At 34.4% G+C, this 13,873-nt stretch carries 12 protein-coding genes; 11 read left to right on the forward strand and 1 reads right to left on the reverse strand.

Features of this window, described 5'->3' with window-relative positions; translation table 11 throughout:
• Window positions 1–19: 19 nt before the first annotated feature.
• The 6 genes from ACFOW1_RS05415 to ACFOW1_RS05440 all read left to right on the forward strand — a co-directional run bounded on the left by ACFOW1_RS05415 (window position 20) and on the right by ACFOW1_RS05440 (window position 7,558).
• Window positions 20–1,678: a DUF262 domain-containing protein gene (locus tag ACFOW1_RS05415; protein ID WP_379012718.1), complete on the forward strand. Its 1,659-nt coding sequence runs from the start codon at window positions 20–22 to the stop codon at window positions 1,676–1,678.
• A 138-nt stretch (window positions 1,679–1,816) separates the two neighbouring features.
• Window positions 1,817–3,019, forward strand: coding sequence for a PDDEXK-like family protein (locus tag ACFOW1_RS05420; RefSeq protein WP_379012719.1), 1,203 nt, complete (start codon window positions 1,817–1,819; stop codon window positions 3,017–3,019).
• 190 nt (window positions 3,020–3,209) lie between these two features.
• Window positions 3,210–3,431: a DUF6140 family protein gene (locus ACFOW1_RS05425; RefSeq protein ID WP_379012721.1), complete on the forward strand. Its 222-nt coding sequence runs from the start codon at window positions 3,210–3,212 to the stop codon at window positions 3,429–3,431.
• A 25-nt stretch (window positions 3,432–3,456) separates the two neighbouring features.
• The gene (locus ACFOW1_RS05430) at window positions 3,457–3,957 is read left to right on the forward strand and encodes a 3'-5' exonuclease (RefSeq protein ID WP_379012722.1); all 501 of its coding nucleotides are present in this window, start codon (window positions 3,457–3,459) and stop codon (window positions 3,955–3,957) included.
• Between the two features lie 158 nt (window positions 3,958–4,115).
• A complete protein-coding gene (locus ACFOW1_RS05435; RefSeq protein ID WP_379012724.1) occupies window positions 4,116–5,033 on the forward strand; it encodes a helix-turn-helix transcriptional regulator in 918 nt (305 codons plus the stop codon).
• A gap of 95 nt (window positions 5,034–5,128) precedes the next feature.
• On the forward strand, window positions 5,129–7,558 hold the full coding sequence (locus tag ACFOW1_RS05440; RefSeq protein ID WP_379012725.1) for a bifunctional YncE family protein/alkaline phosphatase family protein: 2,430 nt from the start codon (window positions 5,129–5,131) through the stop codon (window positions 7,556–7,558).
• Between the two features lie 83 nt (window positions 7,559–7,641).
• Here the strand turns inward: ACFOW1_RS05440 and ACFOW1_RS05445 are convergent, their stop codons facing one another.
• Entirely contained in the window at window positions 7,642–8,961 is a 1,320-nt protein-coding gene (locus ACFOW1_RS05445; protein ID WP_379012726.1) for a M24 family metallopeptidase, read from the reverse strand.
• A 196-nt stretch (window positions 8,962–9,157) separates the two neighbouring features.
• Here ACFOW1_RS05445 and ACFOW1_RS05450 point away from each other — a divergent pair, with 196 nt between their 5' ends.
• The 5 genes from ACFOW1_RS05450 (at window position 9,158) to ACFOW1_RS05470 (ending at window position 13,861) form a co-directional block, all read left to right on the forward strand.
• Entirely contained in the window at window positions 9,158–11,209 is a 2,052-nt protein-coding gene (locus tag ACFOW1_RS05450) for a putative porin (RefSeq protein WP_379012727.1), read from the forward strand.
• Between the two features lie 80 nt (window positions 11,210–11,289).
• The gene (locus ACFOW1_RS05455; RefSeq protein WP_379012729.1) at window positions 11,290–11,670 is read left to right on the forward strand and encodes an HYC_CC_PP family protein; all 381 of its coding nucleotides are present in this window, start codon (window positions 11,290–11,292) and stop codon (window positions 11,668–11,670) included.
• A 187-nt stretch (window positions 11,671–11,857) separates the two neighbouring features.
• Window positions 11,858–12,430, forward strand: coding sequence for a heavy-metal-associated domain-containing protein (locus tag ACFOW1_RS05460; RefSeq protein WP_379012730.1), 573 nt, complete (start codon window positions 11,858–11,860; stop codon window positions 12,428–12,430).
• Between the two features lie 72 nt (window positions 12,431–12,502).
• The gene (locus ACFOW1_RS05465) at window positions 12,503–13,045 is read left to right on the forward strand and encodes a heavy-metal-associated domain-containing protein (RefSeq protein ID WP_379012731.1); all 543 of its coding nucleotides are present in this window, start codon (window positions 12,503–12,505) and stop codon (window positions 13,043–13,045) included.
• Window positions 13,046–13,054: 9 nt separating this feature from the next.
• Window positions 13,055–13,861 carry a hypothetical protein gene (locus tag ACFOW1_RS05470; RefSeq protein WP_379012732.1) on the forward strand — a complete coding sequence of 269 codons (807 nt, stop codon included), beginning with the start codon at window positions 13,055–13,057 and terminating at the stop codon, window positions 13,859–13,861.
• The last annotated feature ends 12 nt before the right edge of the window (window positions 13,862–13,873 follow it).

Here is a 13,873-nt window from a genome sequence, read left to right on the forward strand (position 1 = left end):
TACAAAAAAATAATACTATATGGAAGATGTTTTCAAACCCGATAATAAAACCATTAGACAAATTTTTGGCGATAGTGATGCTTTTTATAGAATGCCTGTTTACCAAAGACCATACTCTTGGGATAAAGAAAGAGTTGAGCAACTTTGGTATGATGTTCTAGATGCTTATAAAAATCATAAAGATGATGAAACGCTAGACCCTAATTATTTTCTTGGTTCGGTAGTGGTGGTTAAGAAAGGTAACCATTACGAAGTAGTAGACGGGCAACAAAGGCTAACCACCTTAACGATTCTTTTTTGTACACTTAGAGATTTAAACCTTGACCTTGTAAAGAAAAATAGTATTTTAAATAGCATTAAGGATTTAGTAGAAGATAAAGAACGATTAAAACTAACAACACATTTAAATAATCAAGCGCTCTTTGAAGAAACAGTTTTAAGAGGGATTAATTTTAACGCAACTAAAACAGAATTATTTGACAACCGCTTTCTTCAAACTGCTTTATATTTTAGAGAACTAATACAAAAAGCACAAGATAAAAACCAAGAAGACTACATTAATAACTTCAGCGATTTTATCGATTACCTTTTTGACAAAACCACTATCATAAGAATTGTATGTTTTGACGAAGGTTTTGCAATAAAATTATTTACCGTTTTAAATGACAGAGGGCTTGATTTAACGCCAGCAGACATTATTAAAGCTTACTTGCTTCAGAATCTTGATGAAGATAGAAGAAACAATTTTACAGAAGTTTGGAAGAGAATTGAAAATACTTGTAAGTTGTCAGGGGAAAATCTACAAGGAGTTTTTAACTTTTATCTGTACTACCTAAAAAGTGACAACCCAAGAAAAGCTTTACAGGATGAACTTAAAGAACAGTTTAAAGACAAAAATCCGCAAGAAATAATTTTAGATATTGAAAAGTTTGCAACCTATATTCTTGAAATAAATGCTAATAACAAGGATAAAGATATTTCCATGTTAAAGTATTTGCGACAATCTATTTATTGGAAATCAATTTTAGCAACAGCAAAACAAGTTGATTATCCGAATTATGATGTATTAAAATCCTTAATTACCAAATACTATTATCAGAGTTGGATTGCTAATGGAACATCCAATAGAATAAAACAAACATCATTCAATATTTTAAAAAAAGTAAAGCAAAAAAGTAATATAGAAGAAATTAAAGCGCTAATTACCGACAACTTGAACAAATATGATAATTATTTAGGCTTTTTAAGCAACGAAAATGCCTATTGGACAAATTGGCACAAACCTTTATTATTATCAATTGAATATTACCAGCAAGATGCTAGAGATTTTATTCCAATATCTAGAGACTTGCATACTGAACATATTTTACCAAAAGAATGGAATAAAAAAGATTTGAATTGGTCAGATACTTTTTCAGAAACAACCGCAAAACCACTTTTAAATAGCTTGGGTAATTTAACACTATTATCAGGTACAAAAAATATACAAGCAAGTAATAGCAACTATATGGCTAAAATAGATGTGTACACGGGTAATAGCGGAAAAGGAATAGACGGTAAAACATCGTTTGAGATAACAAAAAAAGTTATAGAAGATTATAAAGTTTGGAATGCTGAAAGTATTCAAAACCGCTATTTATGGCTGATTAAAGAAACACAACGAATATTAGATATTTAGCAGTAATGATTAAATTTAACTACGTTAAAAGATATCTATATCAACATGATATGACTTTTCAGCAAACCAATGAAAGGCAACGTATAGGGTTTGGAGTGAATAGGTAAGATTATTATATTTACAAAAAAATAAAACTATATGGAGACAATTGAATTACTACTTGATGAAATAAAGGTTATTAGTGGTAAGTATGAAGATATCATGGTTCAGACTGGCGAAGGTTTTAATGTTTTTGAGATACTAAACTTAGAAGCCAATGAAACGAGAACACATTCAGCCTTTTTAAAAGCGTTGCTAAACCCAAAAGGAAAGCACGGTTTAAGAGATACTATGCTAAAACTTTTCTTAGAAAGAATCGATTATAAAGAACTTGATATTGCAACTGCAAGGGTTGACGAAAAAGAAAGAGTTATTGGTGGTATTTCAGAAGATTACAACGAAGGTGGCAGAATTGATATTATTATTGAAGACAATTTGGGGCATGGTGTAATTATAGAAAATAAAATCTATGCATCAGACCAAGAAAAGCAGCTTGTAAGATATTTTAATCATGCTAAAAGAGAATATCCAAAGGGCTTTAAATTGATTTACTTGAATTTGCATGGTACTAAACCAAGTCAAAGTTCAATAGAAGATGGAAAAAACGTTTTAATTGCTGGTGTAGACTTTGATATTATTTCATATAAAAGTGACATTATTTCGTGGCTTGAAGCATGCAAAATAGAAGCTGTAGATTTACCAATATTAAGAGAAACAATCAAACAATATATTTTTCTATTAGATAAATTAACTAACCAATCAACAAACCATAAGATGAAAGAAGAAATTAAAACATTACTTATTGAAGATTTGGAAAAATTTAGAACCGCAAAAACTATAAAAGAATCATTTGAAAATATTAAAACAGAAATGGCTGCTTTTATTAGAAGCGAGTTTAAAAAAGAAGAAATTATTTACGAATCAAAAAACAGAGACTGTTATATCAAATTAATACAAGAAGATGATGGCGAGTATTATTTCTTTGGATTTCGAGCTTATCATAAAGATGGAACAGATTATGATATAAGATCACCTAAATTCTCAACTTTTTATGAGGCGATAAAAAATGTAGATAAAAAATTGGACGTAAATAAACATGTTTGGATTACTCTAAAAGCTTATAAAGAAATAGGTAATAAAAAAACTGAACAATTTGATGATGATTTGCTATTTAATTTGTATAATACCGAGAATAGTCGCAATTCATTTTTTCAGAGTTTGTATGATGAAGCAGAATGTTATAAAAGAAAATTCTTAGATATTTTAAAAGACAACAATCCTTTTGAAAGCAGTTCAATATAATCTACTGTTAATGATAGTTAGGATTAATGGAGAACTTTTTAACATCCGTACATATTTTTTTTAAAATAACAAAGTCCAGCCTATAAAAAAGTTGGGCTTTTTTATTTCTTCAAAATAAATTTTAGTGCGTCATAGTTTGGCTGAGCGGGCAGGTAGTTTTGAGTTCTAAACAATTTAAAACAAACTAATTATGGCACTTTTTAGAGCAACTGTTAAACGTGTGGTACACATGAACAACGTAAGACTAGAACCAGGTATGCAAGTAGAATTTTCTTCTATGAACTTTCACCCATTATCTGCTAATGAAGGTAAAGAAGTCATAGATGCTTTTCAGCGGATATATGGTGTAGATATTAAAGCAGCAAGAGCTAATAGTAGCATGTTTATAGATGTCGTAAAAATTAGCAAATAATACCAATGTATTCTAAATTTCAATTATGGAAGAAGCCATTAATAACACATTTACGGCTATTGATTTTGAAACAGCCAATGGTAAGCGGTCTAGCATTTGTCAAGTAGGGTTAGTTCGTTTTGTAGATGGTAAAATAACAGAGAAAGTAAATTTTCTTGTGCAACCGCCTCATAATATCTATTGGGATAAAATGGTAGATATACACGGCATTACACCTTCACAAACTGCTAAGGCACCCACTTTTGATAAGCTATGGTTGCAAATAGAACCATTTATTGCACAACAGCAGGTAGTAGCACATTGTGGTTTTACATTTGATTTCAACTGCTTAAAGCAAACATTGGAATATTACGAATTGCCCTTACCAAACTTTGTAGGCTATTGTACTTATAAGATTTATAAGAATAAGCTTGATGCACTTTGCAGTCAATATAATATTGGATTAAACCACCACGATGCATTAAGTGATGCAATTGCTTGTGGGGAACTTTTTAATTTATATTTGAAGAAGAAACAATTACAGTAATCATTTAAGCTATAATTCTTTGGCTAAAGCCACCCAAAGTTTTTTACTAACCCAAGGCTTAAGCCTTGGGTTATAATCGAGTAAGTTATTGGCTTTAGCCAAAGTTTTATATGCCACAGTATCACACATCATAAATCCCCAATCATAAATTATTCACCGTGTCTAAACGCGCTTTCATATCTCGCTACTTACTTATCCTCAAAAAGCTACAAGCCAAACCTTATTGCAGTTTTGAAGAGTTGGAAAGCTATTTAAGCCGTCAGTTTCAGCAAATGCAGCTAATGGATGAAGCTATAGAATTGGCATTTTCTAAACGCACGTTTCAGCGAGATTGTAGAGAAATTTACAACTTATTTGGGGTACAAATTGACTATTCTACTAAAGACAAAGGCTACTATATTAATAAAACACAACAAGAAAATAAACACGCACAGCGCCTGATTGAAGAGTTTGAAATCATTAATGCACTAAGCCTTGCAAATGATGCTGCACCTTATATCTATTTAGATAACCGCCAACCGCAAGGCACAGATAACTTATTTGGCTTATTGCACGCCATTAAAACCAAAGTGCAAATACAGTTTTACTACCAGAAGTTTTGGGAAGACAAACCCACTAAAAGAACAGTTGAACCTTATGCCCTAAAAGAGTTTAAAAATCGCTGGTATTTACTAGCTAAAAACATGGGTGACGGCATTGTAAAAAGTTTTGCATTAGATCGCCTTACACAATTATCATTTACCAATAAACCCTTTACATCTACACCAAATTTTGATATTACAGCACATTACCAATATAGCTTTGGTATTATTAGCCCCGATGATGCAACACCGCAAACTATTGTGTTATCTTTAGATGCCTATCAAGGCAAATACATTAAAACATTGCCACTACATCACACACAGCAAATTCTAATAGATAATGACGAGGAATTGCAGATACAGCTAACGCTACATATAACGCACGATTTTGTTATGGAATTATTGTCGCTAGGCGCACAAGTAAAAGTGCTGCAACCACGGGCATTGATTGATGAATTAAAAGCAGCTTACCAAGAAGCCTTGCAGCAATACTAAAGCCTTAAGTAATTTAATGCCCTTTAAAAATTCATCAAAATATAATACAGGCTTAGTTCTTCCCAATAAGTACTTTTACGCAAACCTTTGTAACAATGAAATGGATTTTTTTTAGCTGTTGCGTGCTATTCACGCTAAGCACACAAGCACAATCACTTCAAGAACTAAACGATCATAGAATAAAATTACCAAATGGTTGGTCGCTTACCCCAGTGGGTAGTAGCTTACCATTGGGCGATTTACCATTAAATATGGTGGTAAGCAAAAGCAAGAAACTGATGGCCATAACCAATAATGGTCAAAGTGTGCAAAGCATTCAATTGATAGACATAAACAAGCAAGTAGAATTAGATAGTGTTGTTATTGCAAAATCTTGGTATGGCTTAGCTTTTAGCGATGATGAACAATTCTTATACGCAGCTGGTGGCAATGATAATTGGATACTGAAATATGCCATTGAGAACAAGAAATTAATACTAAAAGATTCTATTGCTTTAGGTAAAAAGTGGCCAAATAAAATAGCGCCATCTGGCTTGGCTTTAGACGATGCAGCCAATCGTTTGTATGTAGTAACAAGAGATGATAAAAAATTGTATAGTATTAACTTGCAAACCAAACAGTTTGATACTTTATCGCTTGATGCAGAAGCTTATACCTGCTTGCTATCGCCCGATAAACAAACACTCTATATTAGCCTTTGGGGTGGCGATAAAGTATTGTATTACAATATAGCTTCTAAAGCTATTACAACAAGCATTGCAGTAGGGGATAATCCTAATGAAATGTTTTTGACTAAAAACGGTAAGTTTTTATATGTCGCTAATGCCAATGATAATTCTGTTAGTGTTATTGATGTAGCAAAAAAACAAGTGATAGAAACCTTAAATGCTGCCTTATATCCGAATGCGCCAAGTGGTAGTACTAGCAACGGTGTAGCGTTGAGCAGTAATGAAAAAACATTGTATGTGGCCAATGCAGATAACAATTGCTTGGCGGTATTTGATCTGTCTAAACCTGGTGAAAGCAAGTCAAAAGGCTTTATACCAGCAGGTTGGTATCCTACTAACGTAAAAGTAGTTGGTAACACCATTTTTGTGAGTAATGGCAAAGGGTTTACATCTATGGCTAACCCTTATGGGCCAGGGCCTTACAGACCAAGACAATCGGTTAATTATCAGCAAGGTGATGTCAATAAACCTAAAGAAGTTCAATATATAGGTGGTTTATTTAAAGGCACCCTAAGCATGATTACAGAGCCTACACCACAGCAGTTAAGTATTTACTCTAAGGCGGTTTATGATAATACACCTTATACCAAATCAAAAGAGCTCAATGCAACAGGTGAAGTAGGTAATCCGATACCTATGAAAGTAGGTGAGAAATCGCCTATCAAACACGTGTTCTACATCATCAAGGAGAATAGAACTTATGACCAAGTTTTAGGAGACATAAAAGCAGGTAACGGCGATACAAGTTTAACATTGTTTGGTGACAAATACACGCCTAATCAACATGCTTTGGCCAATAATTTTGTATTATTAGATAATTTTTATGTGGATGCCGAGGTAAGTGCTGATGGTCATAATTGGAGTTTGGGGGCTTTGGCAGATGATTACTTAGAAAAAACATGGCCTACCAGTTACGGCGGTAGAGGCGGTAGCTATGATGCAGAAGGCAATAGAGCAATTGCTAATAATAAGGGTGGTTTTATTTGGAACAATTGTAAGCGTACTAATGTAAGTTATAGAACCTATGCAGAATTTGCCGATAATGCCAAGCCCAATATTGAGATACTTAAAAACCATGTGTGTAGCAGCTATGCTGGCTGGGATTTGAATGTAAGAGATACCACAAGATATTACCAATGGCAAAAAGATTTTGATTCTTTATTAGCCATAAATCAAGTGCCACAATTCAATTCTGTGCGTTTTGGTAACGACCACACTGAAGGTGTACGTTTAGGTAGACCAACACCTTTTGCACACGTTGCAGACAATGATTTAGCAGTAGGTATGTTTATCGAATACTTAAGTAAAAGCCCTATCTGGAAAGAAAGTGTGGTATTTATTTTAGAAGATGATGCGCAAAATGGTCCAGATCATGTGGATGCTCACAGAAGCCCTTGCTACGTTGTAGGCCCCTACGTAAAAAGAAATTTTGTAGATCATACGATGTATAGTACATCTTCTGTATTGCGTACGATGGAATTAATATTGGGCATGCCGCCTATGACACAATACGATGCTGCCGCTGAGCCCATGTGGCGTTGCTTTACAGCCAATGCAGATGCAACACCATACATTGCTAAAGCATCAAATGTAGACCTCAATGAGAAAAATGTAAAAGCTAATGCATTAACTACTTTAAGTGAAAAATACAATTGGCGCAAAGAAGATGCTGTGCCTGATTTGGTATTTAATAATTTGCTTTGGAAAGGTATTAAAGGCCTAGATTATGTAGTTCCCGCACCAAGTAGAGCTGCTTTTGTAAAGCAAAGTGTTCAGAAAAAAGGGGATGATAACTAGGAAAATAATTAGTGTACAAATAAAAAAACCGTCTATACTTTGGTAGTTAGACGGTTTTTTTATGAAGAGCTATTACTGATTAATTATTTGCCACCAATAATATGGAACTGTGTTTGTCTGCCATTAATGTATCTAAAACCATGTTGGTCATAATAGCCATCTTGTTCTAACATTATTCTGATGGTTTTATGCCATTCTGGAATATCAGTAGCGGCGTTTAATTCAATTGAGTAGCAGGTGTTGTAATGCATGGGGAAATCACCACTGCCTGGCACACCATTTTGTTGGTCCCACAAGCCAATGGTTGGTCCGGCCGCATGACCATGATAGCCAATAGGATGGGTGTAAATACTTGCAACAATGTTTTGTTTTTTGGCTTCAGCCAACGCATCGGCTAAAATTTGATTACCCGTTTTACCAAGTTTAAATTGATTGGTTAAAATGTCTTGTAAAGCATTGGCTTTGGCAAAAGCAGTTTTTAAATACGCAGGAGCATCTATTTCGTTGGGTTTTAATACATAGGCGTGTTCTTGTATATCTGTATTAAGGCGCAAATAAGTAATACCAAAGTCTACATGCAACAAATCTCCTTGCTGAATAATATTTTCAGCATCTGCATTGGTAAAAGCCTTTAAATGATCAAACGTGGTACTATCATTTCTTTGAATTTCTACCGAAGGATGAAACCAAGTGGTTAAACCAAGGTCATTTATTTTTTGCCTAAACCACCACACCAAATCCTCAGAAGTAGTAATGCCTGGCGTTACCACTTTATTGCTAAATCCTTCTGCTATAATTTGTTTGCTAATGCTGATGAGTTGTGGGTAAAACTGCATTTCTCTCGCTGTTCTAGTTTCAAGCCAAGCCACAGCAAGCGGTTCTGATGATACAATCTTTTCGCGGTTAGTTTCAGATAATTTAGACGTTAATTGTGCATATTCAGAATGGTCTAAACCATCTGCATGGGCAAAATTATCAGAGATGTTTAGTGCTATTTTACTTGGATTGTATTCGTTAATAATGGCTGTTAAAGCATCCCATTGGTCGGGGTATTTTTTCATATCCCAAGCGGCTTCAATCTCAGTGCCTACAGCATATCTAGCCACAGCTAGCTTCTTAAATATTTGCTGCTTTGGATTGTTGTAAAATACCAAAATCGTTCTGCGTCTTGCATTTAACCAAGTAGCTGGCAACATGGTTTTTACCACAGGGTCTTCATTGTATTCTCTGGTAATCATTACCCACATATCTATACCATTGCTTTCCATTAGAGAGGGTAGTAAATGATTGAGCCTATCCGCCAATACTTCGTCTATTACTTTGGCTTGTTCTCTTAAAGGTAATATTTGACTTTTTGCAAATAATATACAGCTTAATAGACCGATTAACAACAATTGCTTCATGTAGAGATAGTTTTGTGGCTTGAAGATAGGCGTAAAATCTATTTGCAAAGAAAAACGCTACTTTGCAGATGTGTTTTAATTATAGGTGTTATTAGTCACTAATTGAACAATTAATTTAACTAACCATTCACTACTCACAGCTTACTATTGACACGCCAATAGCTTTCTATTACGCACATTCTTGTTACTTTGCAGCATGTTATTGAAAGGAAATAGACTGATTGTATTGGGCATCTTGTTGTGTACGGCGCAAATTCTATTTGCACAAACCAATTTTCAATATAATAACGGTAATAATACCAATAACACACAATACGATAGTCAAGGTAGGCCATTACCCAAAAAAACAAAAGGTCAAGATTCGCTGCAACACCGCGATAGATTTGCCGATTCTATCACTATATACTACCGCTATTACGATTCTACAAGAACCCAAACATTAGACTCTTCTATCAATAACTTTTATACACGTTTTCACATACCGTTTACTAATAATACCATCGGTAATCTAGGCTCTGCCTCTAAGTCATTATTATTTAGCCCCATTTTAAAGCCAGGTTGGGATGCAGGTTTTCATCAATTTGACACTTACAAGTTTACCATAGAAAATACCAAATTTTTTCAGACAACAAGGCCTTATACAGAACTTGGTTATTTGCTTGGTAGCAAGGCAGAGCAGTTGGTCAATTTTGTGCATACGCAAAATAGAAAAAGCAAGTTCAACTTTTCATTTGAATATCGATTTAGTAATGCCCCAGGATTATATCGTCTGCAAAATGCTAGTCACAATAATATTCGTGTTACCTCTCATTATCTCAGTGATAATAAGCGTTATGAAGCTTTTTTTATCTTGATTTCAAATAAGCATGCAGTCTCTGAAAATGGTGGATTAGATACTCTTTCTAAATTACAAAATTTATCACTTGGCGATCCCTTCGAAGTGCCTTCACGTTTAGGTTACGCAACACAAGCGTCTCGCAACCCATTTAATACCACTGTAAACACGGGTAACACCTATAAAGAAAGTATTTTCTTATACCGCCATCAGTACGACTTTGGTCAGCGAGATTCTTTGGTTACAGACTCTGTTACGTATCAAATTTTTTATCCGCGTTTTCGTATTCAACACACTTTGCAAATAAGCAGTAATGACTATTTGTATAAAGATGTTTATGCGTTTGACACAGGTTATAAAAAATATTTCAACTTTATTATTCCTGCGCCATCAATACCCACCTATCCTGATACGATAAGTTTTAAAGAAAAGTGGAGCAATGTGAAAAATGAATTGGCATTGATTACATTTCCTGATAAAAACAACCAAAGCCAATTTGCCAAAGTAGGCGCTGGGTTGCAAAATCTAAAACTTGTTGGCAATGATAGTGTGGTGCGCAAAACATTTTACAATATTTATCTTTTGGGTGAATATCGCAATCGTAGTAAAAATAATGTATACGATATTGAAGCCAATGGACAATTGTATGTAACTGGTTTAAACGCTGGTGATTATACCGCTTACATTAGTTTTAGGCGACAACTAAGCAAAACCATCGGTACACTACAATTAGGTTTTCAAAATACCAACCGTACCACTTCTTTTATTTACGATGCTTTAACTAGTTTTCCCATTGTAAGTCACCAGCCCTTTAAAAAAGAAAACAATACGCATATTTTTGGTATATACGAGAATCCTAAACTTGCTTTTAGGCTTTCTGGCGACTACTATTTGGTAAATAATTATGCTTACAGCGATAGCTTTCTTACTGTAAATCAATACGCTACATTATTTAATGTGTTACATATTGGTGCCGAAAAAATGTTTAAACTATCGAGATATATTAATTTTTATACCGAAGCACATATTCAACAAGTTACTGGTAACGCGCCTGTAAATGTACCTTTCTTGCTTACTAGAAATCGCTTGGCTTTTGAAGGTAATTTTTATACCAATTTGTTTCTATCCACAGGTGTTGAAGTGCGCTATTATACTAACTATAAAGCAGATAATTATTCGCCATTTACGGGTCAGTTTTTTTATCAAAATAGCTTTACTACAAGTAATTTACCAGACATTAATTTATTTTTTAACTTCCGAATTAAAAGTTTCAAATGCTTTATTCGACTTGAGAATTTAAATACCCTAAACATATCCAAAGGTAGTTTTGACAATTATAATTTAAATGCGCAGCAATATCCCGGTGTAGGTCTTTGGACAAGATTGGGCATTTGGTGGAATTTTGTGAATTAAGATGATGCTTGTCACGAATCGTTAAAATTATAACAATACATATTTTTGTTGTGTTTTTCGTTGATACCTTTGCACCATAAATGAAACGCTTACTTACATTCATAATAGCCATTATCTACTTCTGCATTAGCAGCGGTTTTGTTATGAATGTACATTACTGCATGGGCAAAGTGAGCAAAGTAAATATCGAAATCACGCCATCAAACATGTGTGGTTGTGGTAAAAAAGAAACGAAAGGCTGTTGCAAAACAGAAAGCAAGCTTTACAAACTAACCGATAATCATCAAGCGAGCCAAGCTGATGTGTGTATTATTAGTCCGTACCATATTATCCCCAATTCTTACATTGACACTTACCATGCGGTAGCTTTAAATACTACAAAAGTTACTTATAGCACACATGCACCACCCATACTTAGCTCCCAGCCAATATATATTCTCAATTGCGTTTTCTTAATTTGATACCCTCCACTTTTCCTAGTGGTTATTCATGTAACCAGCAATAGTATTTCTATTTTCATTGTTGTAGCTTATGCTGGGTTTACGAAGCATCTACACTGAAACAATTATCTATTAATCATCTTTTTCTCACCATGTAGCCATAGCCATAACTATGGGTTTATGTGGTAAATTTTAAAACATAATAATAATGAAAACGCTAAATATCATCTTAGTAATAGCTTTTGTATGCACTTCTTTATTTGCTGTAGCACAAGCCCAAGAAACAACCGTAAAGGCATATGGAAATTGTGGTATGTGTAAGAAACACATAGAAACCGCTGCTAAAGAAGCTGGTGCAGCAGCAGCCGTTTGGAACAAAGACACCAAAATATTAAGTCTAAAATTTGATGCTAGTAAAACAGATAGCAAAAAAATACAAGCAAAAATTGCAGCCGCTGGTTACGACACACAAGACGCTACAGCAACAAAAGAAGCTTATGATAAGCTAGACGAGTGTTGCCAATACGAACGTAAAGCAGCGGTTAAACCAACTAGTAAAGTTGACAGCTATAACTGCTGTAAAGACATGGCTAGCTGTGCTTCTTGCAACAACTGTAAAGATTTAGCTAAAGACTGTCGCAAAAGCGCTTGTACTAAAAGCTGTTGCAAGCCTACTAATAACGTAGTAAATAAAGATTTAGACCAAAAATCAAAAAGGATTACGCTAAATGCAATAAAAAGCCAATTAGTGAGCAACACAGCTTCTTCTTGTATTAAATAATTGTCTAAAAGAGGGAAGCATTTTAAATATGTTTCCCACTTTTTTAATTTTCACTTTTACAATTCTTATTACATGAAATATATACTATTCGCCTGTGCTTTATTGTATACAATCAGCACACAAGCACAATTTAAACAAGCCTATCTACAAGCAAGTGGCCTTACTTGTAGCATGTGTTCAAAGGCTATTTACAAAGCCTTATCAGCCGTGCCGTTTGTAGAAAAAGTAGATAGTGATATTAAAAATTCGGCCTACAATATCGCCTTTAAAAATAACATGTCTGTAGACTTTGATGCTTTAAAAAACGCCGTTACAGGTGCCGGTTTTTCGGTGGCTAAACTTACTGTTACCGCCAATTTTGATAATGTAAAAGTACAAAACGATGCACATGTCATTATACAAGGCAAAACGCTACATTTTCTAAACGTACCCAATCAAACTTTAAACGGTAATAAAACCTTGACCGTGGTAGATAAGAATTTTGCTACTGCAAAAGAGTATAAAAAGTTTGGCCAATACACAGCTATGAAATGCTACCAAACTGGCACTATGGAAAGTTGCTGTGCTAAAAAGGATGGGGCAATAGGTACAAGGGTATATCATGTAACCATTTAAAATAGCTACATGAGAAAATACTTTTTAATAATTGCTTTACTAGCAACAACCCATGTTTTTGCCCAAGAATTGTTTGTGTACACGGAACCTGCTAGCAATATGCCTACAAAAACCATTGGCCTACGCGCTACGCAAAGCTTTTTTAAAGACGCATCAAAAGGCATTATCAACTACCATATTTTGCCAGAAGTAATGTTTGGTATTAATAAAAACCTAATGGTTCATACAGAGGCTTTTATAAGTAATCGTAACAAAGCACTGCGTTACGAGGGTGTGGGGCTTTATGCGAAATATCGTTTTTATAGCCAAGATGATGTACATACGCATTTTAGAATGGCGGCCTTTGGTAGATTAAGTACCAATAATAGTGATATTCACCAAGAGGAACTAGACATTAACGCACAGAACAGTGGTTACCAGTTGGGTTTTATAGCTACACAATTATTGCATAAAGTGGCGTTATCATCATCTGTAAGTTATGTGCAAGCCTTCAACAACGGCAGTGCAAATAAATTTCCTAGTAACCAAGCCAATCAAGCAATTAATTATACGTTGTCGTTTGGTAAACTCTTGTTGCCTAAAGCGTATACCAATTACAATCAAACCAATTTGAATGTAATGGTAGAAGTTTTGGGACAACAGTTGATAGGTAATGCAAAAGGCTATTTAGATATAGCGCCATCTTTCCAATTGATAGTTCATAGCCAAACAAGAATAGATATCGGTTATCGACACCAAATTTACAGCAATGCATTGCGCACCGCACCCAATGGCTTTCTACTGCGTGTGGAGCATCTATTGTTTAATATTTTGTAAAAATATTTTTTA

Origin of the sequence: Parasediminibacterium paludis, from assembly GCF_042651445.1 — a bacterium.
Taxonomy (GTDB): domain Bacteria; phylum Bacteroidota; class Bacteroidia; order Chitinophagales; family Chitinophagaceae; genus Parasediminibacterium; species Parasediminibacterium paludis.

Bases quoted from the DNA above. Each gene is read 5' to 3' on its own strand.
- ACFOW1_RS05420 (WP_379012719.1), top strand. From the start codon at position 1,817: ATGGAGACAATTGAATTACTACTTGATGAAATAAAGGTTATTAGTGGT.
- ACFOW1_RS05430 (WP_379012722.1), top strand. From the start codon at position 3,457: ATGGAAGAAGCCATTAATAACACATTTACGGCTATTGATTTTGAAACA.
- ACFOW1_RS05465 (WP_379012731.1), top strand. From the start codon at position 12,503: ATGAAATATATACTATTCGCCTGTGCTTTATTGTATACAATCAGCACA.
- ACFOW1_RS05415 (WP_379012718.1), top strand. From the start codon at position 20: ATGGAAGATGTTTTCAAACCCGATAATAAAACCATTAGACAAATTTTT.
- ACFOW1_RS05445 (WP_379012726.1), bottom strand. From the start codon at position 8,961: ATGAAGCAATTGTTGTTAATCGGTCTATTAAGCTGTATATTATTTGCA.
- ACFOW1_RS05460 (WP_379012730.1), top strand. From the start codon at position 11,858: ATGAAAACGCTAAATATCATCTTAGTAATAGCTTTTGTATGCACTTCT.
- ACFOW1_RS05425 (WP_379012721.1), top strand. From the start codon at position 3,210: ATGGCACTTTTTAGAGCAACTGTTAAACGTGTGGTACACATGAACAAC.
- ACFOW1_RS05470 (WP_379012732.1), top strand. From the start codon at position 13,055: ATGAGAAAATACTTTTTAATAATTGCTTTACTAGCAACAACCCATGTT.
- ACFOW1_RS05440 (WP_379012725.1), top strand. From the start codon at position 5,129: ATGAAATGGATTTTTTTTAGCTGTTGCGTGCTATTCACGCTAAGCACA.
- ACFOW1_RS05450 (WP_379012727.1), top strand. From the start codon at position 9,158: ATGTTATTGAAAGGAAATAGACTGATTGTATTGGGCATCTTGTTGTGT.
- ACFOW1_RS05455 (WP_379012729.1), top strand. From the start codon at position 11,290: ATGAAACGCTTACTTACATTCATAATAGCCATTATCTACTTCTGCATT.